At 72.8% G+C, this 21,514-nt stretch carries 22 protein-coding genes; 17 read left to right on the plus strand and 5 right to left on the minus strand.

The window, feature by feature from the left end; genetic code table 11:
- The first annotated feature begins 119 nt into the window (after positions 1-119).
- From ACIBD9_RS22015 to ACIBD9_RS22095, 17 genes are all read left to right on the plus strand, one after another.
- Positions 120-902 (plus strand): LppM family (lipo)protein, encoded by a 783-nt coding sequence (locus ACIBD9_RS22015; RefSeq protein WP_396720295.1) that lies wholly within the window; start codon positions 120-122, stop codon positions 900-902.
- A 141-nt stretch (positions 903-1,043) separates the two neighbouring features.
- Complete coding sequence (locus ACIBD9_RS22020; protein WP_396720297.1) at positions 1,044-1,379, plus strand: hypothetical protein; 336 nt, start codon at positions 1,044-1,046, stop codon at positions 1,377-1,379.
- Positions 1,380-1,390: 11 nt separating this feature from the next.
- Complete coding sequence (locus tag ACIBD9_RS22025) at positions 1,391-1,999, plus strand: glycine zipper family protein (RefSeq protein ID WP_355430871.1); 609 nt, start codon at positions 1,391-1,393, stop codon at positions 1,997-1,999.
- A complete protein-coding gene (locus tag ACIBD9_RS22030) occupies positions 1,996-2,694 on the plus strand; it encodes a carboxypeptidase-like regulatory domain-containing protein (protein WP_396720299.1) in 699 nt (232 codons plus the stop codon). Before ACIBD9_RS22025 ends, ACIBD9_RS22030 begins: the two co-directional genes overlap by 4 nt.
- A gap of 23 nt (positions 2,695-2,717) precedes the next feature.
- Positions 2,718-3,968: a phage tail sheath family protein gene (locus ACIBD9_RS22035; RefSeq protein ID WP_387166338.1), complete on the plus strand. Its 1,251-nt coding sequence runs from the start codon at positions 2,718-2,720 to the stop codon at positions 3,966-3,968.
- A 1-nt stretch (position 3,969) separates the two neighbouring features.
- Positions 3,970-4,452, plus strand: a complete 483-nt coding sequence (locus ACIBD9_RS22040; protein ID WP_030327509.1) for a phage tail protein — start codon at positions 3,970-3,972, stop codon at positions 4,450-4,452.
- Positions 4,427-5,869 (plus strand): hypothetical protein, encoded by a 1,443-nt coding sequence (locus ACIBD9_RS22045; protein WP_396720302.1) that lies wholly within the window; start codon positions 4,427-4,429, stop codon positions 5,867-5,869. The genes ACIBD9_RS22040 and ACIBD9_RS22045 overlap by 26 nt, the downstream gene beginning before the upstream one ends.
- Positions 5,869-6,741 carry a hypothetical protein gene (locus ACIBD9_RS22050; RefSeq protein ID WP_396720304.1) on the plus strand — a complete coding sequence of 291 codons (873 nt, stop codon included), beginning with the start codon at positions 5,869-5,871 and terminating at the stop codon, positions 6,739-6,741. The genes ACIBD9_RS22045 and ACIBD9_RS22050 overlap by 1 nt, the downstream gene beginning before the upstream one ends.
- Positions 6,738-8,330, plus strand: coding sequence for a phage baseplate assembly protein V (locus tag ACIBD9_RS22055; protein ID WP_396720306.1), 1,593 nt, complete (start codon positions 6,738-6,740; stop codon positions 8,328-8,330). The genes ACIBD9_RS22050 and ACIBD9_RS22055 overlap by 4 nt, the downstream gene beginning before the upstream one ends.
- The gene (locus ACIBD9_RS22060; protein WP_396720308.1) at positions 8,330-8,668 is read left to right on the plus strand and encodes a hypothetical protein; all 339 of its coding nucleotides are present in this window, start codon (positions 8,330-8,332) and stop codon (positions 8,666-8,668) included. Before ACIBD9_RS22055 ends, ACIBD9_RS22060 begins: the two co-directional genes overlap by 1 nt.
- Positions 8,665-9,099 carry a GPW/gp25 family protein gene (locus ACIBD9_RS22065; protein WP_396720310.1) on the plus strand — a complete coding sequence of 145 codons (435 nt, stop codon included), beginning with the start codon at positions 8,665-8,667 and terminating at the stop codon, positions 9,097-9,099. The genes ACIBD9_RS22060 and ACIBD9_RS22065 overlap by 4 nt, the downstream gene beginning before the upstream one ends.
- Positions 9,096-11,783: a putative baseplate assembly protein gene (locus ACIBD9_RS22070; RefSeq protein ID WP_396720312.1), complete on the plus strand. Its 2,688-nt coding sequence runs from the start codon at positions 9,096-9,098 to the stop codon at positions 11,781-11,783. Before ACIBD9_RS22065 ends, ACIBD9_RS22070 begins: the two co-directional genes overlap by 4 nt.
- Positions 11,764-12,279, plus strand: a complete 516-nt coding sequence (locus ACIBD9_RS22075) for a phage tail protein (protein WP_396720313.1) — start codon at positions 11,764-11,766, stop codon at positions 12,277-12,279. Before ACIBD9_RS22070 ends, ACIBD9_RS22075 begins: the two co-directional genes overlap by 20 nt.
- On the plus strand, positions 12,276-13,205 hold the full coding sequence (locus tag ACIBD9_RS22080) for a hypothetical protein (protein WP_396720315.1): 930 nt from the start codon (positions 12,276-12,278) through the stop codon (positions 13,203-13,205). Before ACIBD9_RS22075 ends, ACIBD9_RS22080 begins: the two co-directional genes overlap by 4 nt.
- Positions 13,202-13,663, plus strand: coding sequence for a hypothetical protein (locus ACIBD9_RS22085; protein WP_396720316.1), 462 nt, complete (start codon positions 13,202-13,204; stop codon positions 13,661-13,663). The genes ACIBD9_RS22080 and ACIBD9_RS22085 overlap by 4 nt, the downstream gene beginning before the upstream one ends.
- A gap of 30 nt (positions 13,664-13,693) precedes the next feature.
- A complete protein-coding gene (locus ACIBD9_RS22090; RefSeq protein WP_396720318.1) occupies positions 13,694-14,449 on the plus strand; it encodes a hypothetical protein in 756 nt (251 codons plus the stop codon).
- A gap of 50 nt (positions 14,450-14,499) precedes the next feature.
- Entirely contained in the window at positions 14,500-16,719 is a 2,220-nt protein-coding gene (locus tag ACIBD9_RS22095; protein WP_396720320.1) for a hypothetical protein, read from the plus strand.
- A 19-nt stretch (positions 16,720-16,738) separates the two neighbouring features.
- Here ACIBD9_RS22095 and ACIBD9_RS22100 read toward each other — a convergent pair whose 3' ends face one another.
- Genes ACIBD9_RS22100 through ACIBD9_RS22120 form a run of 5 tightly spaced genes read right to left on the minus strand, consistent with a single transcriptional unit; the run spans position 16,739 to position 21,496 of the window.
- A complete protein-coding gene (locus ACIBD9_RS22100; protein ID WP_396720322.1) occupies positions 16,739-17,584 on the minus strand; it encodes a PmoA family protein in 846 nt (281 codons plus the stop codon).
- Positions 17,581-18,261: a hypothetical protein gene (locus ACIBD9_RS22105; RefSeq protein WP_396720324.1), complete on the minus strand. Its 681-nt coding sequence runs from the start codon at positions 18,259-18,261 to the stop codon at positions 17,581-17,583. The genes ACIBD9_RS22100 and ACIBD9_RS22105 overlap by 4 nt, the downstream gene beginning before the upstream one ends.
- Positions 18,245-19,132 (minus strand): carbohydrate ABC transporter permease, encoded by an 888-nt coding sequence (locus tag ACIBD9_RS22110; protein WP_396720326.1) that lies wholly within the window; start codon positions 19,130-19,132, stop codon positions 18,245-18,247. Before ACIBD9_RS22110 ends, ACIBD9_RS22105 begins: the two co-directional genes overlap by 17 nt.
- Entirely contained in the window at positions 19,132-20,115 is a 984-nt protein-coding gene (locus ACIBD9_RS22115) for a carbohydrate ABC transporter permease (RefSeq protein WP_387166313.1), read from the minus strand. Before ACIBD9_RS22115 ends, ACIBD9_RS22110 begins: the two co-directional genes overlap by 1 nt.
- Before the next feature lie 31 nt (positions 20,116-20,146).
- Positions 20,147-21,496, minus strand: coding sequence for an ABC transporter substrate-binding protein (locus tag ACIBD9_RS22120; RefSeq protein WP_396720329.1), 1,350 nt, complete (start codon positions 21,494-21,496; stop codon positions 20,147-20,149).
- Between the last annotated feature and the right edge of the window lie 18 nt (positions 21,497-21,514).

Genomic DNA, 21,514 nt, shown 5'->3' on the forward strand with positions numbered 1-21,514 from the left:
TAGTCATTCGGGTCGTCGTCGGAGCTAATCAAAGGCGACAGTGCGCCGGTACAATCGGCGACTTCGTTGTGACCGATCGCTGACTGCTGATGATGAAAGCGATCACACACACTGAGCCCATGAACAGGAGAGTCAACCGCGGTAGGGCACTCCGCGTCGCGGTGTGCCTCCTGCTTCTCGCCGCGCTGAGCGGCTGCATGCAACTCAACATGGGGTTGACCGTCAACGCCGACGACACGGTCGACGGGCAGCTCCTGCTGACGGCCCAGAAGTCCGTGCTGACCGCCCGGAACAAGAACATCCCGCTGGCCTTCGCGGAGTTGCGGCAGAACATCCCCGCCCTACCGGCGGGCGAGGAGACCCTTTACCAGGACGACACTTTCTACGGCTCGCAGATCAGTTACCGCAAGGCGCCGCTGGCCGGTTTCGACACCGAGAGCGTGAAACTGGTCAGGGACGGGGACCTGTACCGCTTCACTCTGCCGCTTGATCCCAAGAAATATGGCGGAAAGGTTGCGGAGCAGAATCCGCAAAACCAACAGGCGTTCCTCAAGCTCATGTCGTTCGAGATCTCGGTGACATTTCCCGGCCGAGTGATCGACAGTAATGGGACCGTCAACGGCCGTTCGGTCAGTTGGAAGGTCGATCCCAACCAGGAGAAGCCGGCCGAGCTGCGGGCCGTGGCCGAGGCGCCACCTCGACCGTCCACCTCGCCGGCCGCCGCCGGCGAGGAGGACGACGGCGGGTTCCCCTGGCTGCTGGTCGTCGGCGGTGTCCTCCTGCTGCTGGTGCTCGCCGCGGTGGGCGTACTCCTGGTGCGCCGCCGTCATCCCGGGGCGCCGGCTGCGCCCGGTCCGACCCCGCCGCCGGGCCCGCCCGCCGGCGCCCCGGGGCCCGGCTGATCCATCTGGTGGCCGGCTCAGCCGGCCACGCCCGGCCCCGGCCGCCCCCGACACGACGGCGACCGGCCCCGGTGCTCCCCGCGGGGCACCGAACCTCACCACCACAGACCGGTCGCACCATCGCAGAAAAGGGGGATCGTCATGAACGATCTCTTCACCTGGGCAGCTCTGGGGACGATCGCCGGCGCGAGCGCCGCCACCCTGCTGGCCACCAACATCATCGGCGGGCTGATCGGCCCGAGCGGCGACAAGCTCCGCAAGTGGATCGCCATCGCCATCGCGATGCTGCTGTCCTACCTGACAGCGGCGTTCGCCGACGACGCCGGCGGCGAGAAGTGGGTCATCGCGTTCTTCAACGCGCTTGTCATCTTCTCCGCCGCGCTCGGCGTCAACCAGTTCCCACCCGGCAACCGACAGGCGACGCCGACCCAGGTCGCGAGCGGTCGTGAGCCCCGAGTCTTCCGTTCCTGGGTCTGAGGGGTGTCGTCATGGTCTTCGGAATTCTCAGCGCGGCCATCCAGGTCGGCTTCGGCGCCCTGCTCGGCTTCCTCGCCGGTGGCCCGATCGGGCTGCTGATCGGCGCCGTCGTGGGCCTGGTGGTCGGCGCGGTCTTCGGCTGGTCGGTGGCGTCCGCCGGGGTGTACGCCTCGGACGCCCGCGGCATCTTCCTCTTCGTCGTCGACCACACCTGGAGTCTGCTCAACACGGTCGTCGGCGCCATCTACCTGACCGTGCACCTGATCTTCGGGCACTCACTGGACCGGCCCACGTCGCTGGGCAGCGGTCGGGTCAGTGTGGTGGAGGGGGTCTCACCCCGGTACGCCACCACCATCGGCACCGTCTGCGCCGGCTCCAGCTCGGGGATCCAGCGGCACGAGGACGTGCACATCTTCCAGGGTCGCCTACTCGGGCCGCTCTACATCCCCCTCGTCCTGGCCAACTACGTCCTGTTCACCATCGCGCCGGTGTGGCTGCTCTACCACGACCACACCAACGCCCCGATCAACCGCTTCACCCGGTACTTCGAGATCGGCGTCTACCCGCACGTCTGGAACGAGGCCATCGCGTACCGGATCCAGGGGACGCCGCCGCGATGAGCACCCACGGGCGCGGACCGATCGAGACCGCCACCGCCGAGCTGGTCGCCTGGGTGACCAGCGCCGCGGGGGAACCCGTCCCGGTCGGCCCGCCCCGTGCCTGCGACGACGCCGACGGGCTCACGCTCTGGCCGATGGAGCTACGCCCGGCCCGGCAGACCCGCTCCAGCGGCGCGGTCCGCGAACCGTACCGGTTCACGGTCCGCCACCTGCTCTGCGTGACCGGGCCGGCCGGGTTGCCCCGGCTGGACCGGGTGCTCACCGCCGCGACCAGCGACGGTAGTTACCCGGTCGTACTGGAGGCCGGCGACGCACCACTGTGGACGGCTTTCGGCACGGTGCCCCGGCCGGCGCTGCTGATCGACGTGGCGGCGCAGGTGGACCACCCGACTCCGGCCGCGCCGCCGGTGCTGCAACCACTGCGGCTGCGGCAACTCGACGTGCGCAGCCTCAGTGGACGGGTGGTCGGCCCCCAGGACCAGCCACTGGCCGCGATGCGGGTCGAACTGCCCGGCACCGGGTCCGCCACCCGCACCGACCCGCAGGGCCGGTTCGTGATCGTCGGCGTCCCGCACGACCCCGAGCACCCGAGCCCGGTCCGGCTGCGGCTGACCGGACGCGGGCTCGTCCTCACCGCCGACGTCGACCCCGCCGAGGACGACATCGTCATCGTCTGCGCGCCACCGACCAGCTGACACCCACAGGCACAGGAGGATCGATGCCCAGTTACTTCTCCCCCGGCATCTATGTCGAGGAGGTCCCCAGCGGCGCCCGACCGATCGGGCCGGCGAGCACCAGCATCGCCGCCTTCGTCGGCGTCGCCCCGGACCGCTCCGCCCACCTGGGCAAGGCGGTGCCGGTCAACAACTGGACGGAGTTCCTGCGGCTCTTCGCCGGTGGGGAGCGGGTGGAGAGCACCCCGCTGGCCCGGGCGGTCTTCGGCTTCCTGGACAACGGGGGCGCCCGCTGCTGGGTGGTCAACGTCGGCGAGGGTGGCGCGATCACCGGCTCCGGGCAGCGGCGCGGCGGCCTGCAACTGCTGGAGGCCGTCGACGAGATCTCCATCATCGCCGCGCCCGGTTTCCACGACGTGGTGTCCCACGAGGCGCTGCTCAGCATGGCCGAGCGCACCCGCACCATGGTCGCGATCTGCGACCCGGCGCCGGACATCGACGACATCTCCGCGTTGACCCGGGTCGCCACGCCGTCCTCCGGCAAACCCCCCAAGCCCGCCGAGGGTACGGGCGGCGGTCCCGGCGGCGGCCCGGCCCAGCCGGGCGGCTCCGGTGGTCACGAGGGGGCCGCCTACCGGCCGCGACAGTCCGAGTTCGGCGCGTTCTACTACCCCTGGCTGCGGGTACGCGACCCGATCAGCGGCGAGTTGGAACTCACCCCGCCGAGCGGGCACCTCGCCGGCATCTGGGCCCGCACCGACGCCCTGCGCGGGGTGCACAAGGCCCCGGCCAACGAACCCGTGCGCGGGGCCGTCGACCTGGGCTACCTGGTCACCCGACCGGAACACGACGTGCTCAACCCCAAGGGCGTCAACGTAATCCGCTACTTCGCCGGCGAGGGCATCCGCGTCTGGGGCGCCCGTACGCTCGCCGCCGAGGCCAGCGAGTGGCGCTACCTCAACGTCCGGCGCCTGAGCATCGCCATCGAGCAGGCCATCGCCAACGGCACCCGGTGGATGGTGTTCGAGCCCAACGACTTCACCCTCTGGCGCTCGATCCGGCGCGACATCGGCGCGTTCCTCACCCGGGTGTGGCGCGACGGCGCGCTGCTGGGACGCAGCCCCGAGGAGGCGTTCTTCGTCAAGTGCGACGAGGAGACCAACCCGCCGGACGTCCGCGACGCCGGCATGGTGATCGCCCACATCGGCATCGCGGTCGTCAAGCCCGCCGAATTCGTGGTGTTCAAGCTGAGCCAGTGGGCCGGCGGCACCGAGACCGAGACGATCGGAGGCTGACATGCCCACCACCGCCACCCCGCAACCCGGCGCCCCGGTCGACCCGTACCGGGCGTACAACTTCCGACTGCTCATCAACGGCGTCACCAACGGCCACTTCACCGAGATGACCGGGTTGGAGGTCAACATCCCCGGGCAGCCGTACCGGGAGCACGGCCTTGGTCGGATGCGGATGGTGCCCGGTCAGGCCGAGTACGAGCCGGTGACGCTGCACTTCGGCCTCACCGCCTCCCGCGAGCTGTGGGACTGGGTGAACGCCACCGCCCAGGGCACCCTCAACCGGCGCAACGTCTCCGTGGTGCTGCTCGACTCGGTCGGGACGGCCGAGGTGCTGCGCTGGAACCTGATCGACGCCTGGCCGACCCGGTGGCGCGGCGCGCACCTCAACACCCTCAGCCACGAGATCGCCATCGCCTCGTTGACCCTGCGCTACGAGGGCCTGGAGCTGGAGACCGGCGGTGCCACCGCGCCGACACCCGCGTAGCTGGCTGGCCGTCCGGCTGCGCTCGGCCGCCGGGGCGGTGCAGCGCCTCGCCGGGCGGGTCGAGCCCGCCGGCCACCCACCGCCACCGTCGGAGACGCCCACGGCGACACCACGCCGTTTCGGGGAGCCTCCGCAGCACTGGCTGGACCTGGTCGCCGCCCACGCGCCCGGCCTGCTGCACGACCTGGACCTGGACCCGTCCCCGGCCGGCACCGCCGAGGCGGGGGCCCGGGACGGCGGACGGGACGAATCGGCCGATCGGGTCGACGCCGATGGCGCGAACCCGGTCGGAAGCGCCAGGCTCGGCAGGTTCGACAACGCGCCCGACGTGGGCCGTCCCGTCAGGGAGAGCGGCGCTGGCGGGCGCGGCCCCGGCGCGAGCGGGGACCGGGGGCCGACGAGGTCGCGCGCCGAGAGCCGGAGCGGCAGGTTGGGCCGCCCGTCGCGGGCCGGTGAGCGGCCCGACGGAACCGGAATCGATGCTGCCGGCCCGCCCGGCGGCGGGGTGCCTTCGTCCAGCTCGGACGGGACGACCCCGTCGGCCGGATCCACCTGGCCGGACACGTCGACCCCGCCAGCCGGTCCGACCTGGCCGGCGGGACCGGGCGCGGCCGCGCCTCCGGTACGGCGGGCGGCCCGGAGCGACACCACGGCCCGAGGCGATACCGCGGCCCTCGACGCGAGCGGGTTGCCCCGGTCGGATGGCTCCCGGCAGCCGGTCCGCTCCATGGTCTTCGAGCCGCACACATCGCCGAGCGGCCGCGCGCACCGGACGGAGGCCGACGCCATCCGAACCACGCCGCACCCACCCCGGGACGCACAGTGGCTCGGCGAGGTCGACCACGGCCCCGGGGATTCCCCGGGCTCGTCCGCCGTACGACCCACCGCCGACCGGCTCTCCGGTGGTCGCGACGGGTTCCGGGGCGACTCGGACGGCTCGGCGGACGATCCGCCCCGACCCAGAGCGGGTCAGCGCGGGTACCCGGTCGGCCGGCGCGACAGCACGGCACGGGCGTCGCAGGTGGACGCGGCGGCGGGCGCGGCGTCGTACGGGCGTCCGGCCGGGCCAACAGCGGGTGAGTTCGACGCATCCTGGACCGGCACGACGACGAGTGCCCGGAACACGTCGACTTCTGCGCGTGGGGACCTGGCTCGCGTCGCGGACGGTGGGCCCTGGCTGGCCCTGCCCGGTGAGCCCGCACAACCCGGGCGACCGGACGCGGTGCGCGGCACCGGAACGGGATCGGCCGGCGGCGGACGAGTCCCGGGCCTCGACGGGCCACCACTCGAAGTGGCCGTGAGGGTCGTCGACCCGTGGCCGGCGCTGCCCGACGACACCGCACTGTGGTCGGTCGCCGGCGCAGCGCTGGACACCGCGCAGCTGACCCGGCTCGACCGGGAACAGGCGGGCGACTGATGGAACGCGTCGCCTTCCTCATCGACTCCTCGGGCGAACGGGTGGACTGCCTACTCAACCCGGAGACCGTGCAGGTGACCCGGCTCGCCGGCGTACGCCAACGGGGCGCCGGCGGTGGGCAGCTCACCGGGTCCGGCCTGGCCGACGACCCGCTGGTCTTCACCGGCGGCGGCCGTACCGAGCTGGTGCTCGACCTGCTCTTCGACGTCGACTTCGTGGAGGCGCAACTGCGTCCGGCCGACGTCCGGGTGCTCACCCGGCCGTTGTGGATGCTTGCGGAGAACTCCACCGCCGAGCATGGTTGGCTGCGACCGCCGCTGGTCCGGTTGGTCTGGGGCAAGACCTGGAACGTGCCCGGTGTGATCACCGCGGTGGCGGAACGGTTCGACGCGTTCACCGGCACCGGGTCGCCGCGACGGTCCTGGCTTCGGCTGAAGCTGGTCCGCGCCGCCGAGACGGCCGATCAGGCCGAGGCCGGCTTCGCCGAGGAGTTGGCCGCCGCGAGCACCCCGACCGCCGCGCCGGGCAGCGCGGTGATCGCCGCCGGTGACGGCGCGGCCGAGCCGGGTCGCTCCGGTGTGCGCTTCGACCTGCTGGCCAACGACGCGCTCGGCTCGCCGCTGCGCTGGCGGCTGCTGGCCGAACACAACCGGATCACCGATCCCCTCGCCGTGCCGGCCGGCACCACCCTCGCCGTCCCACCGACCGTCGGCACCGGCTCGGTGACCAGGTTTGCGCGGGCGGTGGCCGGTGCGGTGGGCGCGGGAGCGTCGTACGTGGGCGGCTCGATCGCCGGCACGCCGTGGGACGCGGCGACCGGCCCGACCGGCGCGGCTCCGAGCGGGTCCGGCAACCCCGGGGGTACGCCGTGACCAGCATCGCGCCCCGGGCGTTGATCGTCCTGCTCGACGGCGTCGAGCTGGTCGGCGCGGCCCGGCAGCGGGTCCGCTCGCTGCGGGTGGCGGCCCGGCTCGATCAGCCCACCCAGGCCGAGCTGGTGCTGGCCACCGCCGCCGGGACCGGCGCGTTCGACCCGGCGGTACGCCCCGGCACGGCGCTCGACGTACGGCTCACCGACCACGCGGATGGCCTGTTCAGCGGGGAGGTCACCTGCGTGGAGGTGGAGTACGCCGCCGACGGGGCGGCGGTGCTGCGGCTGCGGGCGTACGACCCGCTGCACCGGCTGCGCAAGCGGCAGGGGTTGCGGGTCTTCACCTCGGTGACCGCCGTCGAGCTGGCCCGGGAGCTGTGTGGCGCGGTGGGGTTGGCGGTGACCGCCGAGGTCGACGGTCCTCGGTTGGAGCGGCTGCTCCAGCACCGGCACAGCGATCTGGAGCTGCTGCGCGAGGTGGCCGGCCGGGCCGGGCTGCACCTGGCCGCCGACGGTGACGGGGTCCGGCTGGTCACCCTCGCCGGCTACGGGGAGCCGGTCGCGTTGACGCTCGGCGCGGGCGTGCACACCCTGCGGCTGTCCACCAACACCGACCAGGCCAGCGGTGCCAGCGCGGCCCTGGGCTGGCACCCGCAGCGGGCCGAGGTGATCAGCCAACAGGTCGACGAGGCACGCTGCGGCCGGCCCGCCGACGACCGCCCGGACCCGGCCGACGTGGGAGCCGGCGGCGTTCGCACCGCCGTGGACCAGCCCGGCCGCAGCGACGACGAGTTGGTCGCGCTGGCCCAGGCCCGCCTGGACACCCGGGCGGCGGCGCTGGTCACGGCCGAGGGGGTGGCCGAGGGCGATCCGGCGCTACGGCCGGGGCGGCGGATCACCCTGAACGGTGTGCCCGACCCGGTCGCCGGGGCGTACGTGCTGACCGAGGTGGTGCACACCGTGGACGGCGACGGGCACCTGACCCGCTTCTCCACCGTGCCACCGGCCACCCCGACCACCCCGACCGGCGGCGCGGTGGTCACCCTCGGCACCGTCACCGACGTCGCCGACCCGGACGGGCTGGGCCGGGTCCGGTTGACCCTGCCGGCGTACGGGGACCTGGACGCCGGCTGGCTTGCCGTGCTCTGCCCCGGTGCCGGGCCGGGCAAGGGTCTGGTGGCGCTGCCCGATCCGGGCGACACGGTGCTGGTGGTGCTGCCCGGTGGCGAGCCGGCCTCGGGCATCGTGCTGGGTTCGCTGTTCGGCGCCGTCGAGCCGTACGACGCGGGCATCGACGACGGAAGAGCCCGCCGCTGGACGATGCGCACGGCCGGTGGGCAGTCGATCGTCGTCGACGACGTACGGCGCAGCCTGCGGCTGGGCACCGAGGGCGGCAGCTTCCTGGAGTTGACCCCCGACCTGGCCACCCTGCACGCCGCGTCCGACCTGGTGATCTCCGCACCCGGCCGGGCCATGGTGGTGCGCGCCCGCAGCGTGGACTTCCTGCACGCCGACTCGACCGAGGACTCGACCACCGCGGCGGAGCAGGCCCGTTCGCTCGCCCGCGCCCACCACCAAGGAGGCGGCTGATGCGCTGGATCCACCGTGACTCCGTGATCACCTGCGATCACGACGGCCGGGTCGAGAACCGACCCTCGCGGCAGTGGGTGACCGTAACCGGGGTGCCCGTGCTCGTCGACGACGACCCGGAGGGACGCACAATCGTTGCCTGCCCGAACTACGGCCCGACCATCAAGCCGTGCACCAAGACGCTGACCGTCCGGGTCGGCTACAGCGACTGGGTCCGCGTCGACGGGCACCGGGTGGTGCTGTCGCACCTGGAGGGGTTCACCAACGGCACACCGCCGGGGCTGGTCAAGCACACGGTGCGCGACCCCCGCCAGCAGTTCCTGGGGGCGGACCGATGAGGGCCTTCCGCTTCGTCGGTGCCGGCTTCGACGCCGGCCGTACCGGCGGGTTGGCGCTCACCGCGGCCGGCGGGCTGGCGATGACCGAGGGCGACGAGAGCGTACGGCAGGCGCTGTTCCTGCTCCTGTCGACCACCCCGGGCGAGCGGCTGATGCGACCCGGGTACGGCTCCCGGCTGCACCGGTTGGTCTTCGCGCCCAACGACGACACCACGGCCGGTCTGGCCATCCACTACGTGCGGCAGGCCATCGCCCGGTGGGAGCCCCGGGTCGAGGTGATCGACGTGGACGCCGGGCCGGACCCGGACGACGCGTGGCGGTTGGTGATCCGGTTGGACTACCGGGTGCGGGCCAGCCTGACACCCGGGCAGCTGGTCTTCTCCGTGGACCTGCTCCCAGCCGACGAGCCCGCCCAGGGAGGCCTCTCATGACGCTGCCCGTGCCGCACCTGGACGATCGCGGCTTCCTCGACCTGGTCACCGAGGCCCGGGAACGGATCCGGCAGTCCTGCCCGGCGTGGACCGACCTGTCGGCGCACGACCCCGGCATGGCGCTGGTGGAGACGTTCGCGCACCTCACCGAGGTGATGATCTACCGGTTGAACCAGTTGCCGGAGAAGGCGTACGTCTCGTTCCTGAACCTGCTCGGGGTCACCCGGCACGCGCCGACCGCGGCCTGGGCGGACGTCCGGTTCACCCGTACCGGCACCGACCGCGGCGCGGTCCGGATCCCGGCCGGGCTGCGGGTCGCGGCCGCCCGGGGCGCGGACCCCCGGCCGGTCGTGTTCGTCACCACGGAGCCGACGCTGCTGCCCGCCGACGAGACGTCGGTGACGGTACGGATGCACCACTGCGAACCGGTTGAGGCGGAGTTGCTCGGGGTGGGCACCGGTCAGCCGGGGCAGGTGCTGCGCGCGGCGCACGCGCCGCTGACGCACACCGCCGAGGCGCTGGACCTGCTGCTCGGCGTGGAGGTGCCGGCCGGCACGGTCGAGCTGGGCGCGGCGGCCCGCGAGCACGACGGTCGCACGTTCGAGATCTGGCAGCCGGTGGACAGCTTCGCCGGGCTCGGCCCGCAGGCCAAGGCGTACCTGATCGACCGCTGCTCGGGCACGGTCACCTTCGCCCCGGCCCTCGACCTGCGGCCCCCCGCCGGGGCGACCTCGCACGGTGAGGTCACCGCCGACGCGGCCGCACCGCCGAGCACCGTGCCGCCGGTGACCGTCGCGGCGGTGCCGCCGGCCGGACGGCAGATCCGGCTCTGGTACCGCGCCGGTGGCGGGCCCACCGGCAACGTGGCGGCGGGCACGCTGACCAGCCTGCGCGACCCCCTACCCGGGGTACGCGTGGACAACCCCGCACCGGCCGCCGGCGGCCGGGAGATGGAGGCGCTGGAGTCGGTGCTGCTGCGCGGCCCGTACGAGTTCTTCGCCCAGCAGCGGGCGGTCACCGCCCGCGACTTCGAGGTCCTCGCGACCAGCTCCGGCGCGGTGGCGCGGGCCCGCGCGTTCACTCGCGCCGCGGTGTACAGCTTCGCCCGGCCGGGCGAGGTCGAGGTGGTGCTGGTGCCGTACGTACCGGAGGCGGCCCGTCCGGGCGGCCGGCTGCCGGTGGCGGTGCTGCGCGAGCACGAGGTGCCCGAAGCGCGCCACCGGGTCGAGGCGGACCTGGAGGAACGCCGGATGGTCGGCATCCGCTCCCGGGCCACCTGGGCGCGGTTCAAGGCGGTGTCGGTGCGGGCCCGGGTGGTGGTCCGCCGCGAGGAGGACGTGGACGCGGTCCGGCGCCGCATCCACGACCGGCTGCACCAGACGTTGAGCCCGCTGCCCACCGCGCTCAACCCGACCGGCTGGCCGTTCGGCGAGCCACTGCGGGCCTCCAACGTGTACCGGCTGCTGGAGCACGCCGAGCCGGGGGTGCGCTACGTCGAGTCGGTGCGGTTCGTGGTCGACGAGGCACCCGACGCCGACGTCCGCGCCCTCGCCGTCGACCAGTACCAGCCGCGCACCTGGTACGCCGGACGCGGCCCGGTGCTGTTCCGTTCCAGCAACGGCGGCGCGGGTTGGGAACCGGCCGGTCGCTTCGACGACGAAACGGTGCTGCGGGTGGCGCCCGCGCCCGCGCCGGTACGGCCGGGCATCGTGGCGCGTCCCGGCTCGGTGGCCGTGGTGACGCTGCGGGCCTCGGGCGGCTCCCGGGTGCACCTGAGCTCCGACCTGGGTGAGACGTGGTCACTGCTCACCGACCTGGACTCGCGGATCTCCGACGTGGCCTGGCTGGACCGCGACGGCGCGGGCGCGCTGCTGGTCGCCACCGACACCGGTCTGTACGAGGTGTCACTGCTGCCCGGGGCGGTGCCGTTGCAGATCCTGGTCGACCCGTCCGACGCCGACCGGGGCTTCTACGCGGTGCGCACGTTCGTCTCCGAACGGGGCGCGCCGGGCGTCGCGGTGGCCGCGCAGGCCAGCTTCGGGGTGTACCTGTCGACCAGCGGTGGCCGACCCGGCAGCTTCACCCACGTCGGTCTGGCCAACGTGGACAACCGGGTCCTCGCCGTGCAGTACGACGGTCCGGCCACCCTGCTGTGGAGCGGTGCCGGTGAGCCGGACCCGAAGCGACCCGGCCAGGGCTGCCACCGCACCCGGCTGTTCGAGTCCGACGTGAAGTGGCAGTCGATGCAGTCCGGGTGGATCGGCGGCACCTGCCGGGACCTCGCGTTCGCGGGCCAGCAGGCGGTGGCGGCCACCCAGAGCGGCGGGGTGTTGCGGTTGGACACCCTGGCCGCCCAGCCGCAGTGGCAGACGGTGTCGGTCAACTGCGGGTTGCCGTTGCGGGACCGGACCCGGTTCGTGCCGGTCGACGCCATCGCGGTGAGCGGCCCGACGGCCGGCAGCGCGACGGCGGGGGGCGCGGCACCCGGCGGCACCGGCGCGGCGGAGCGGCTGATCCTGGCCAGCGGTGAACGCGGCGTGCACCGCAGCGCCGACGCCGTCACCTGGACGCCCAGCGCCAACCAGGCCACCGCCGACGTGGTGACCGTCCCGGATACCTGGCTGCTCTGCTCCGGCGAGCACGACATCGAGGTGGTGCGCCAGGATGCGACGCTCGGCGATTGAACGGCTGCTGCCCGCCGCCTACCAGCGGGCCTGCGTGCCGGGCAGCGTGCTCTGGGCGCTGCTGGACGTGATGGAGGGGCTGCACGCCCCGGACGAGGCGATCCTGGCCGAGGTGGACGCGCTGTTCGACCCGTACCGGGCGCCGGACGGGCTGGTCGTGCGGTTGACCCGCTGGGTGGCGATGGACCACGTGGTGGCCTCGCCCCGGCCGGACGCCCCGCTGCCGCTGCCGGTGGGTCGGCTGCGCGACCTGGTGGCCAACGCCGCCCTGCTGGCCCGCTGGCGCGGCACCCCGTACGGAATGCGAAGAGCTCTGGAACTGGCCACCGGGGTGTCGGGCTTCGCCATCGACGAGCCGGCCGAGCGGGCCTTCCACGTCGTGGTGCGGGTGCCGACCGCCGCCGCCAATCAGCTCGCCGTGATCACCCGCATCGTCGAGGCGGAGAAACCCGCCTCGGCCACCGTCGAGATCGTCCTGGAAGAGGAGTCGTCATGACCACCGAGTGGGCGGTCGTCGCCGCCGCCGAGCAGTTCACCCTCGACCCGCGCAACAGCGGCGAGCTGACCTTCACCGTCTCCAACCCGGGCAACGCCCCGGACACTGTGGTGTTCGACGTGGCGCCCGGTGACGGCTCGCAGCGGGCGTGGTTCACCGTCGCCGAACCCCAGCGGGTGGTACCCGGCCAGGGCTCGGTGTCGTTCCTGGTCAAACTCGCCGTGCCGGCCGGCACCCCGCCCCGGCGCTACGACATGACCGGGTTCGCGTACTCGGCGAACACCGCGCCGGAGGAGAGTTCCCGCTCCAGCGGCCGGGTCACGTACGAGGTGCGGGCGGTCGCGCCGCCACGGCGTACCCCGTGGTTGTGGATCGCCGCCGCGGCGGCGTTGGTGCTGGCGGTGGTCGCCGTGGGGGTGGTGTTGCTGACCCGCGACGGCGAGCCGGCCCCCGGCGAGCCGCGGGTGGTCACCGTCGAGGCGGAGAGCCTGGTGGAGGGCGCGGTGGTCAAGTCGCCGCAGAACAGCAAGGCGGCCGTGGGCGCGCAGCCCAACTGCTGTGAGGTGACCTGGTCGGAGAACAAGCAGTTGTTCTTCACGGGGCTGGCGATCGGCGATCAGGTCACCGTGACGGTGCAGATCCCGGCCGACGGCACCTGGCGGTTCGCCACGGTCCGCACCACGGCCCCCGACTACGCCAACACCGTCTTCGCCATCGACGGCAACCAGGTCGGCGGCACGTTCCTCGGCTTCACCCCGACCGTGCGGAAGACGGAATTCCTGGACGTCGGCACGGTCCGGCTGGCCAAGGGGGCGCACCGGGTCACGCTGCTGGTGGTCGGCAAGACGCAGGGCACCAACTCCTACTTCGCCGGGGTGGACACGTTCCGGTTCACCGAGGTCGTGGCGCAGGCCGTGGCGCGATGAGTGGTCGGCAGAAGGCGCTGCTGGGGCTGTTCGCCGTCCTGCTGGTGGCGCTGTTCGTGGTCGCGGTCGGCGTGGGCCGCGACGACCAGGGTGATCCGGGGGCCCGGCACGGGTTCGTCGACCGGTTGGGTGCGCTGGGCGGCGAGCGGTCCGCGGTGGATCCGGCGACGGTCAGCGCCGACTGCGCCGACGAGGCGGGCCGGTTGGCGTTCTCCGGCAGCTGCGCGGTGCGGGTCGCGGACCCCGGCGAGCTGCGCACCCTGGTGCTGCGCAGCGCGGCCCGGTTCACGGTGGTCGCCCCGGCGCCCGGCGACGCCGACCTCACCATCCGCGACGAAGTCGAGCCGGCGGCGGACGGGACCGGCGCGGTGGCGAAGATCGCCGTCGACCAGGCCACCGAGGTGGGCCTGGTCTGCCCCGGCCTGGGCGGCTGCACCGTCGTCGTGGCCATGTCCTGACCCGATCTGGACCGAGAGGAGGGTGCCGCCGTGGGTGACCTGCGCAAGCCGTTCCTGCTGATGGCCATGCTCGCGATCGTCCTGGCGATCGGGGTGGAGCTCGGTGCCGGGCTGCTGCTCGGCGGCGCCGACGCCGGTGCGGCCCTCGCGGACAGCGCCGGCGCGCTGGACGTGGAGATCGACGACGTGTCCGGGGTCAGCGAACCGTCCGGCCGGGGCACCGGCTACCTGGCGTTGATCGACGCGGTGGCGGTCTGGAGCACCGGGCTGTTCTGCCTGGGTCTGCTGCTGCCCGAGCGCGTGCAGGGTCGGGTGCAGGGTGTGGCCAGCCTGATCTTCTCGATCATCCTGATCATCGTCGGGCTGGTCGCGCTGGTCATCGCGTTCGTGGAGCTGTCCATTATGGTGTCGCTCTTCCTGGCCGTCCCGTTCGGCACCCTGGCGTACCTGGCGCTGTGGGGGTTCTTCCCGGTCGGCGAGGCGGCCGTGCTGCTGGGGCTGGTGCTGCTGCTCAAGCTGGTGTGGGCCGGGATGCTGGTGCTGGCCCAGCCGCGTTTCCTGCAGAACAAGGGCCTCGTCCTGCTCATCCTCACCACCCTGCTGTGCACGGTGGTGCTGGAGTTCCTGCACAACCTGGTGCCGGTGATCCTGGTCAGCATCGTCGACGACGTGGCGGCGCTGGTGTTCGCGATCATCGCGATCATCTGGGGGCTGGTGCTGTTGATCGGCTCCATCCCGGCGATCGTCAAGGCCATCCGAGTCACCGCCGCCCTACCGACCCGTTGACGTTTGCCGTATCGGCAGCGCCCGGGTGGATTGTCTGTGACCCTGACGGCGTGGACAGGACGCCCGGGCGCGACGCCGTGGAACTGCGCGTGCACGGCATCTCCGGAGTCACCGCCGAACGGATCCTCGACCACCCGATCGTGACCCGGGTTGCCGGGAACGGCCACGCGGGCTTCTTCCGCCCCCGGCCGGGCAGCGGCACCGCCGGCGGGGCCACCGACGGAGTCGCCGTCGAGGCGTACCGCTGGGGTTCGCTGACCGCTGGCGCAGCGGTTCGGACGGCCTCGATGCTGCTGCTGCTGCCCTTCATGCTGAGCAACCTGGCGATCTGGCTCCGGCCGCCGGGGCACGACCGGTGGGGGCTGCTCGGCGTGCTGTGCCGGTTGCTCGCCGGCACCCTCACCGCCACGTTCATGCTGGCGGCGGTGGGCGTCACGCTGGACCTGGTCGGCTGGCAGTGTGTGCCGTACCCGGGGTGCCGGGCCGGCCGCCCCTACCTGGCCTGGCTGCATGTCCTCCCGACCGGGCCCCGACTGGCCCTGCTGTCGGTCGTACCCCTGCTGGCGCTGCGGGTCGTCTGGGCCATCGGCACCCGGTCGGCGCGGGCCTTCGAGGGGTTCGGCCCGTCGTCGAAGCGACCGCCGCGAGGCCGGAACGCAGGCCTCGCCGACGCCGGCTTCTGGCAGGACGAGCAGACCACCGGCTGGCTGCGAGAGCTGCACGTGGTGCTCGGCATCGGGACGCTGAACGTCGCCCTGCTCGCCGGCATCACACCGGGCGGCGTGGGCGCACCCGGTCACGACGTGCTGTTCGGAATCGCCGCCGGGCTGCTCATTGTCGCGGTGATCCTGCTCGCCCTGCCCGTGCCGGCCAGCCCGGCGAGGGCCCGACGGCTCCTGCGCCCCCTCTGGGCGGCCACCGTGGTGGTGACCGTGTGCTGCCTCGGCGCGGCCACGCTCGCGGACCCGACACCGGTCGGCCTGGGCAAGCTGCCCGGGTACGAGGGCGCCGCCGCCGGGGTGGTCGCCACGCAGGGCGTCCTGCTCGTCGTGCTCACCGTCGTCACGTACACCCGTCAGCGTGCCGCCCGCGGCGACGAGCGCCCCTTCCTGCGCGGGCTCGGCACCCCGATCATGGCGGCGGCTGCGGTCAGCGTCGGCGCCGCCTTCACCGCGACCCTGGTCTACCGCGTCGCGGACTTCCTCGACCACGGCGACATCCCCGACCCGATCCGGCCCAACCCGCCGATCGTCGGCCCGCTGGAGCCCCCGGTGGCCTACTGGTGGGCCGCGCTCGCCGGGCTCGCCGCGCTGCTGATCGGCGCGGCGGTGACCTCGGCGACCCTCCTGCTGAGCCGCCGGCGGCGACGGAGGCTGGCGGCGCGGATCACCGAGCGGGACTACCCCGACGTAGCGGCGCAGGACGCGCACCGGCTGCGCCTGGTCCGTGAGGCGATCGCCCGGTCCCGGATCACCGAGGAGCTCGGCCCGGTCCTGGTCGCGTTCCTGCTGATCGCGTCGATCGGGCTGGCCACCGTCGCCTTCGACCTGATCGGGATCGGTCCCACCCAGCTGGCGGACCGCCTGGGTGGGCGCGGTGGCGGCGCCGCCGTGCTCGCCGCCTACGTCACCGACGCCGGTGTCTGGGTGATCAGCCTGCTGGTGCTCTGCCTCATGGTCCTCGGTTTCCGCGCGTACCGGTCGGCCCAGACCCGGCGGGTGGTGGCGGTGCTGTGGGACCTCGGCACGTTCTGGCCCCGAACGGTCCACCCGTTCGCACCGCCCTGCTACGCCGCCCGCGCCGTTCCGGAGTTGGCGAAACGGGTCACCGGGCTCACCGCACGGGGACCGGTGGTCATCTCCGGACACAGCCACGGCTCGGTGCTCGCCGCCGCCACCATCCTGCAACTCCCGCCGTCGGTGCTGGCCCGGGTCTCGCTGTTGACCTACGGCTCACCGCTGCAACGCACCTACGCGCGGCTCTACCCGGCGTACCTCGGGCCGCGGACACTGCGCGACCTGGGCGGGCGGATCGGGTGGCGGTGGCGCAACCTGTGGCGCGACACCGACCCGATCGGCGGGCCGATCTTCCCTCCGGGCCCGGACGGCCCACCACCCGGCGTCGACATCGACACTCGACTGCGTGATCCCCGCAGCCTGACCATCGACCCGGCGGACACCGTGCCGCCGCCGATCGAGGGCCACTGGCCGTACCACACCCAGGCCGCGTACCAGATGGCGATCCGTGAGCTGACCGACCGTTCCGGCTGACCCCGGGCCCGCACGGGCTTCACGGCACCGTCGCGACCAGGGCGGCCACCCCGCCCCGGTCGAGGGTCCCGTCGGCCACCCACACCCGGTACCGGCCGTGCCTGCTCCCACCGGCCGGCACCACCGCCGGACGGTCGAACGCGAACGCCACACAGACCCCCGGATACATCCCGGTCCGCACGAACCACCGGTCGTCTCGGCCGAGGCCCGTGAAGACCAGGGTGTACGCCCCGCCGCCCGACCGGGCGCCGGTCAGCGCGAGCCACGGCGCCGCAGTGCCGTTGACCGTCTCCTCACCGGCCGCGTCGGCGGTGAACACCGCCGGTTCGCCGTCGGCGGCGGCCCGCCAGAAGAACCCGCCGTACCCGGCCCCGCCCGGGCGGCCGTTGGTGGCCGGACTGCCCAGCCGGATCTCCCGGTCGTCCGGGGCGACGAGGACGGACTCCACCTCGAGCCGCCAGGCGTCCGGCGCGACCACCGACGCGGCGAGCCACCTCCGCTCGGTCAGCAGCACCCGGCCGGCCCGGTCGCGCCACTGGAGATCGTGCGCGTACCGCCCCGGGGACCGTTCGACCTCGCCGGTGTGCGCGATGACGCCGTGGTCGTTCCGCCAGGTGTAGCCGACGTCGCGGACGTAGGTGCGCCCGCCCCAGAGGTTGCTGCCGTCGACGTCCTGCACCGCGAGGGACGCGCCGAGGTGCCACACGTGGTCGGCGGGGAGCGCGTCGGTGACCACCGTTCCGCCGAGGGTGCGGACCGGGTGCAGGTACGGTCGGGGCCCGTGCCGCGGGTCCAGCGCCGGGGCGAGCACGTACTCGGCCACCTCCGTGGCCCCCACCGTCAGCCGCACCGGCTCCTCACTCACGACAGCTCCCGGCGGCCGACGACGGCGGTCGAGACCGGCCGGCGAGCGGTGCGGTCGGCCGTGACCGGCCGGCGGGCGGCGACGGCGTGCAGGGCGGCCACGGTGTAGCCGGCGAGGATCGGCACCGCGATCGGGGTGACCAGGACGGCGAGCAGCCCGGCCAACGCGACGACCCCGGTGAGCGCGGCCCAGCGGGTGGGCGCGTCGAGGCAGGCGCGGGCGGCGGACCGGGCCGAGGCCCGCCACCGCCCGCCCCCGTTGCCGCCCACCTCGACGACGACCAGCCCGGCGTACCCGGCCAGGCCGGCTGCGATCAGCGCCGTCACCAGCAGCGCCACCGGGCCGCCCGGCACCCGGCCGGTGGCCAGCGCGGCCAGGTCGGCGGCGAGCAGCGCGGCACCGGCGAGCGCGAGCAGGCTGACCGGCAACCCGGGCAGCACCGAGCGGCCGAACCGGCGCAGGGTCGTACGCGCCGACGGCCAGCTGCCGGTACGCGTCCAGTCGTGCACCGCCGCGCTGGCCGTGCCCGCCGCCGCGGCGGCGGTGAGCAGCGGCACCGCCGCGAGGGTCAGCAGGATGCCGAGCAGCGCGAGGTCGGCGGCGTCGCGGGCGACGTCGCGCCAGTCCCGCCGCCCGCCTGTGTCGACGGTGTCGGCCGGTTCAGCCCTTGATGCCACTGGTGTTGATCCCCTCGACGAGCATCCGCTGGAACGCGACGAAGAACAGGAAGACCGGCAGCAGCGACAGCACCGACATGGCGAACATCGGGCCGACCGCGCTCTGGCTGGTCGAGTCGATGAACAGGGTCAGCGCGACCGGAACGGTGTAGTCCTCCAGTTGGGACAGGAAGACCAGCTGGCGGAAGAAGTCGTTCCAGGTCCAGATGAACGAGAAGATCGCCGTGGTGACCAGCGCCGGGCGGCTCAGCGGCAGGATGATGTGCCGGAAGATGCCGAACGGGCCGGCGCCGTCGATGCGGGCCGCCTCGTCCAGCTCCCGGGGGACGCCGCGCATGAACTGCACCATGAGGAAGACGAAGAACGCCTCGGTGGCCAGGAACTGCGGGATGAGCAGCGGCAGGTACGGCCATTCGCCGCCGACCAGCCCGAGCGTGCGGAACAGGATGTACTGCGGCACGATCAGCACGTGCTGGGGCAGCAGCAGTGTGCCGATCATGACGGCGAACCACATGCCGCGCAGCCGGAACCGCAGCCGGGCGAAGGCGTACGCGGCCAGCAGGCAGGAGAGCCCGTTGCCGACGACGGTGAGCAGGCTGACCATGGCGCTGTTGAGGAAGAACCGGCCGAAGCTGACGTCGAAGTTGGACCACCCGGCGGTGTAGTTGCCCGGGGTGAACCGCTCGGGCAGCAGCCCGACGTTGTTGACGATCTCCTCCTGGGACTTCAGCGAGGTGCCCACCATCCAGATCAGCGGGTAGAGCACCACGGCGACGATCGCCACCAGGATCAGCAGCCGCAGCACGGGCCGTCCGCCGGGCCGTCGGCGCGCGTTCGGCGGTGCTGCGGTCGTCGGGGTCACCGTCACCATCACCGGTCCTCCCCGTCGGAGTAGTGCACCCAGAACCGTCCGGTGCTGAAGAAGATCGCGGTGATGACCGCGATGGCGAGCAGGAACACCCAGGCCATCGCCGAGGCGTAGCCCATGTTGAGGTCGGTGAAGCCGGTGATGTAGAGGTTCAGCGTGTACATCAGGGTGGAGTCGACCGGGCCGCCGGTGCCATTGCTGAGCACGAAAGCGGCGGTGAAGCCCTGGAAGCCGTTGATGGTCTCCAGCACCAGGTTGAAGAAGATGACCGGGGAGAGCATCGGCAGGGTGACGTTGCGGAACTGGCGGAACCGGTTGGCCCCGTCGACCGACGCGGCCTCGTACAGCTCGGTGGGCACCTGCTTGAGCCCGGCCAGGAAGATCACCATCGGTGCGCCGAACTGCCAGATGGCCAGCACCATCAGTGTTTCGAGGGCCCAGTCGGGGTCGTTGACCCACGGTTTGCCGGTGATGCCGAAGAGGCTCAGCAGCGAGTTGAACGCGCCGTCGCGGTTGAACATGTTGACCCAGACGATGGCCAGCGCGACGCTGCCGCCGAGCAGGGACGGCAGGTAGAACAACCCGCGGAACAGCCCGACGCCGCGCCAGGCGCGGTTGAGCAGCAGCGCCACGCCGAGCGCCGCGGCCAGTTTCAGCGGTACGGCGATCAGCGCGAAGGTCAGGGTGACCCGCACCGCGTGCCAGTACGACGGGTCGGCGGTGAACATTCGCTCGTAGTTGGCCAGGCCCACCCACTCCACCTCGGAGAAGGGGGTGAGGATGTCGTAGTTGGTGAAGCTCAGGTAGAGCGACAGCAGCATGGGGATTGCCGTGATACCCATCAGGCCGATGAGCCACGGCGACAGGAAGACGTACCCCGCCAGACCTTCGCTGTTCCGGAAGCGTCCGGGCCCACGCCTCTCGGCGTGGGCCCGGTCGGATCCGGGGCCGCGTCGGGTCGGGTCGGGCGCCGTGGTCAACGCCACGAACAACTCCTCTCCTCGCCTCGCGGGGCGGTCAGGCGATGGCGGACTTGCACGCCTCGACGAACTGGGTGGCTGCCTCGGCGGTGGTGGCCCGGCCGTACTGCGCGTTCTCGGCAGCCTTGATCAGCTCGGAACGCACCTTGCTGTGCCCCTTGATCGGCACCTGCGGTGACTTGCCGAACTTCTGGGTCAGCTCCGCCTCGACGGCGATGGACTGCTTCATGGCCGGGTCGGTGGTGTCGTCGCTGACCACCCGGCGCAGGTCCTGGTTGGACGGCAGACCGCGGTCGGTGCCGAGCAGCTTGACCGCCTCCTGGTCGTTGTTCAGGAAGTTGATCACGTCGACCGCGACGTCCTTGTTCTTGCTGCCCTTGAACACCGACCAGTACATCGAGGCCCGGGCCCACTGCGCGCTCGGGTCACCGGGGTAGGCGATCACGCCCAGCTCGTCCTTGGTGTTCTTCTTCAGGTCCGGCATCTGGTTGGCCCAGACCCAGGAGGTCGCCGCCTTGCCGGTGACCACCAACTGCTTGGTGATGTCGCTGGAGTTGCCCTCGTGGATGACGTCGGCGGTCGGGGTGGCCTTGCGGTCCCGGGCGCCCTTCCACAGGTCGAACCACTTGGTCACGTCCTCGGCGGTGAAGCCCAGGTCCTTGCCCTTGTAGAGGTCCTTGCCCTGCTGCCGCAGCCAGACCCAGAACGCCTTGTAGTCGGCGCTCGGGTCCTGCGTGCCGGGCACCTTCGTCTTGGCGGTGACCTGCTCGGCCCAGGCGATGTGCTGCTCCCAGCTCATCCCGGTGGTCGGCTCGGGCAGGTTGTGCTTGGTCAGCAGCGTCTTGTTGTAGACCAGGCCCTGGGTGTTCTCCCCGGCGGCCAGACCGGCGAGCTTGCCGTCGACCACGCCGTACTGCCAGAGGCTCTCGGGGAACTTGGAGGTGTCCAGCTTTCCGGACTCCTGGTAGGAGGTCAGGTCGAGCGTGCTGTTGCGGGCCGCGTACTCGGCGAGGTAGTTGTCGTCGATCTGGAACAGGTCCGGTGGGTTGCCACCGGCGGTGAGCGTGGCCAGCTTGTCGAAGTAGCCCTGGTTGGCCTGCCAGGTCTTCTCGAAGGTCACGTTCGGGTGCTTCTTGGTGTAGAGGGCCAGCGCGTCCTCGGTCAGCTTGGCCCGGGCGTCGCCGCCCCACCAGAAGATGGAGAGCTTGACCGGCGCGTTCGGATCGGCGGCGCCGCCGTCGTCGTCTCCGCAGGCGGCGGCACCGAACATCAGCGGTGCGGCGACCGTCACGGCGAGCAGGCCACGAAGCAGGCGCCGCCGCGGCAGCGGGGTACGGTGGGCGCGCCTGACGGGCGCGTCAGTGGTGGGGGGCGTTGCGGGGTGCATGTGCGCTCACTCCTCGGC

It is taken from the genome of Micromonospora sp. NPDC050784 (assembly GCF_044456765.1).
In the GTDB taxonomy this organism is placed as follows: Bacteria; Actinomycetota; Actinomycetes; order Mycobacteriales; family Micromonosporaceae; genus Micromonospora; species Micromonospora foliorum.

Excerpts from the sequence above, each read along its gene's own strand:
- ACIBD9_RS22050 (WP_396720304.1), top strand. The coding sequence starts at position 5,869 with ATGGAACGCGTCGCCTTCCTCATCGACTCCTCGGGCGAACGGGTGGAC.
- ACIBD9_RS22080 (WP_396720315.1), top strand. The coding sequence starts at position 12,276 with ATGACCACCGAGTGGGCGGTCGTCGCCGCCGCCGAGCAGTTCACCCTC.
- ACIBD9_RS22035 (WP_387166338.1), top strand. The coding sequence starts at position 2,718 with ATGCCCAGTTACTTCTCCCCCGGCATCTATGTCGAGGAGGTCCCCAGC.
- ACIBD9_RS22025 (WP_355430871.1), top strand. The coding sequence starts at position 1,391 with ATGGTCTTCGGAATTCTCAGCGCGGCCATCCAGGTCGGCTTCGGCGCC.
- ACIBD9_RS22030 (WP_396720299.1), top strand. The coding sequence starts at position 1,996 with ATGAGCACCCACGGGCGCGGACCGATCGAGACCGCCACCGCCGAGCTG.
- ACIBD9_RS22015 (WP_396720295.1), top strand. The coding sequence starts at position 120 with ATGAACAGGAGAGTCAACCGCGGTAGGGCACTCCGCGTCGCGGTGTGC.
- ACIBD9_RS22075 (WP_396720313.1), top strand. The coding sequence starts at position 11,764 with ATGCGACGCTCGGCGATTGAACGGCTGCTGCCCGCCGCCTACCAGCGG.
- ACIBD9_RS22020 (WP_396720297.1), top strand. The coding sequence starts at position 1,044 with ATGAACGATCTCTTCACCTGGGCAGCTCTGGGGACGATCGCCGGCGCG.
- ACIBD9_RS22070 (WP_396720312.1), top strand. The coding sequence starts at position 9,096 with ATGACGCTGCCCGTGCCGCACCTGGACGATCGCGGCTTCCTCGACCTG.
- ACIBD9_RS22065 (WP_396720310.1), top strand. The coding sequence starts at position 8,665 with ATGAGGGCCTTCCGCTTCGTCGGTGCCGGCTTCGACGCCGGCCGTACC.
- ACIBD9_RS22040 (WP_030327509.1), top strand. The coding sequence starts at position 3,970 with ATGCCCACCACCGCCACCCCGCAACCCGGCGCCCCGGTCGACCCGTAC.
- ACIBD9_RS22110 (WP_396720326.1), bottom strand. The coding sequence starts at position 19,132 with ATGGTGACGGTGACCCCGACGACCGCAGCACCGCCGAACGCGCGCCGA.
- ACIBD9_RS22085 (WP_396720316.1), top strand. The coding sequence starts at position 13,202 with ATGAGTGGTCGGCAGAAGGCGCTGCTGGGGCTGTTCGCCGTCCTGCTG.
- ACIBD9_RS22060 (WP_396720308.1), top strand. The coding sequence starts at position 8,330 with ATGCGCTGGATCCACCGTGACTCCGTGATCACCTGCGATCACGACGGC.
- ACIBD9_RS22120 (WP_396720329.1), bottom strand. The coding sequence starts at position 21,496 with ATGCACCCCGCAACGCCCCCCACCACTGACGCGCCCGTCAGGCGCGCC.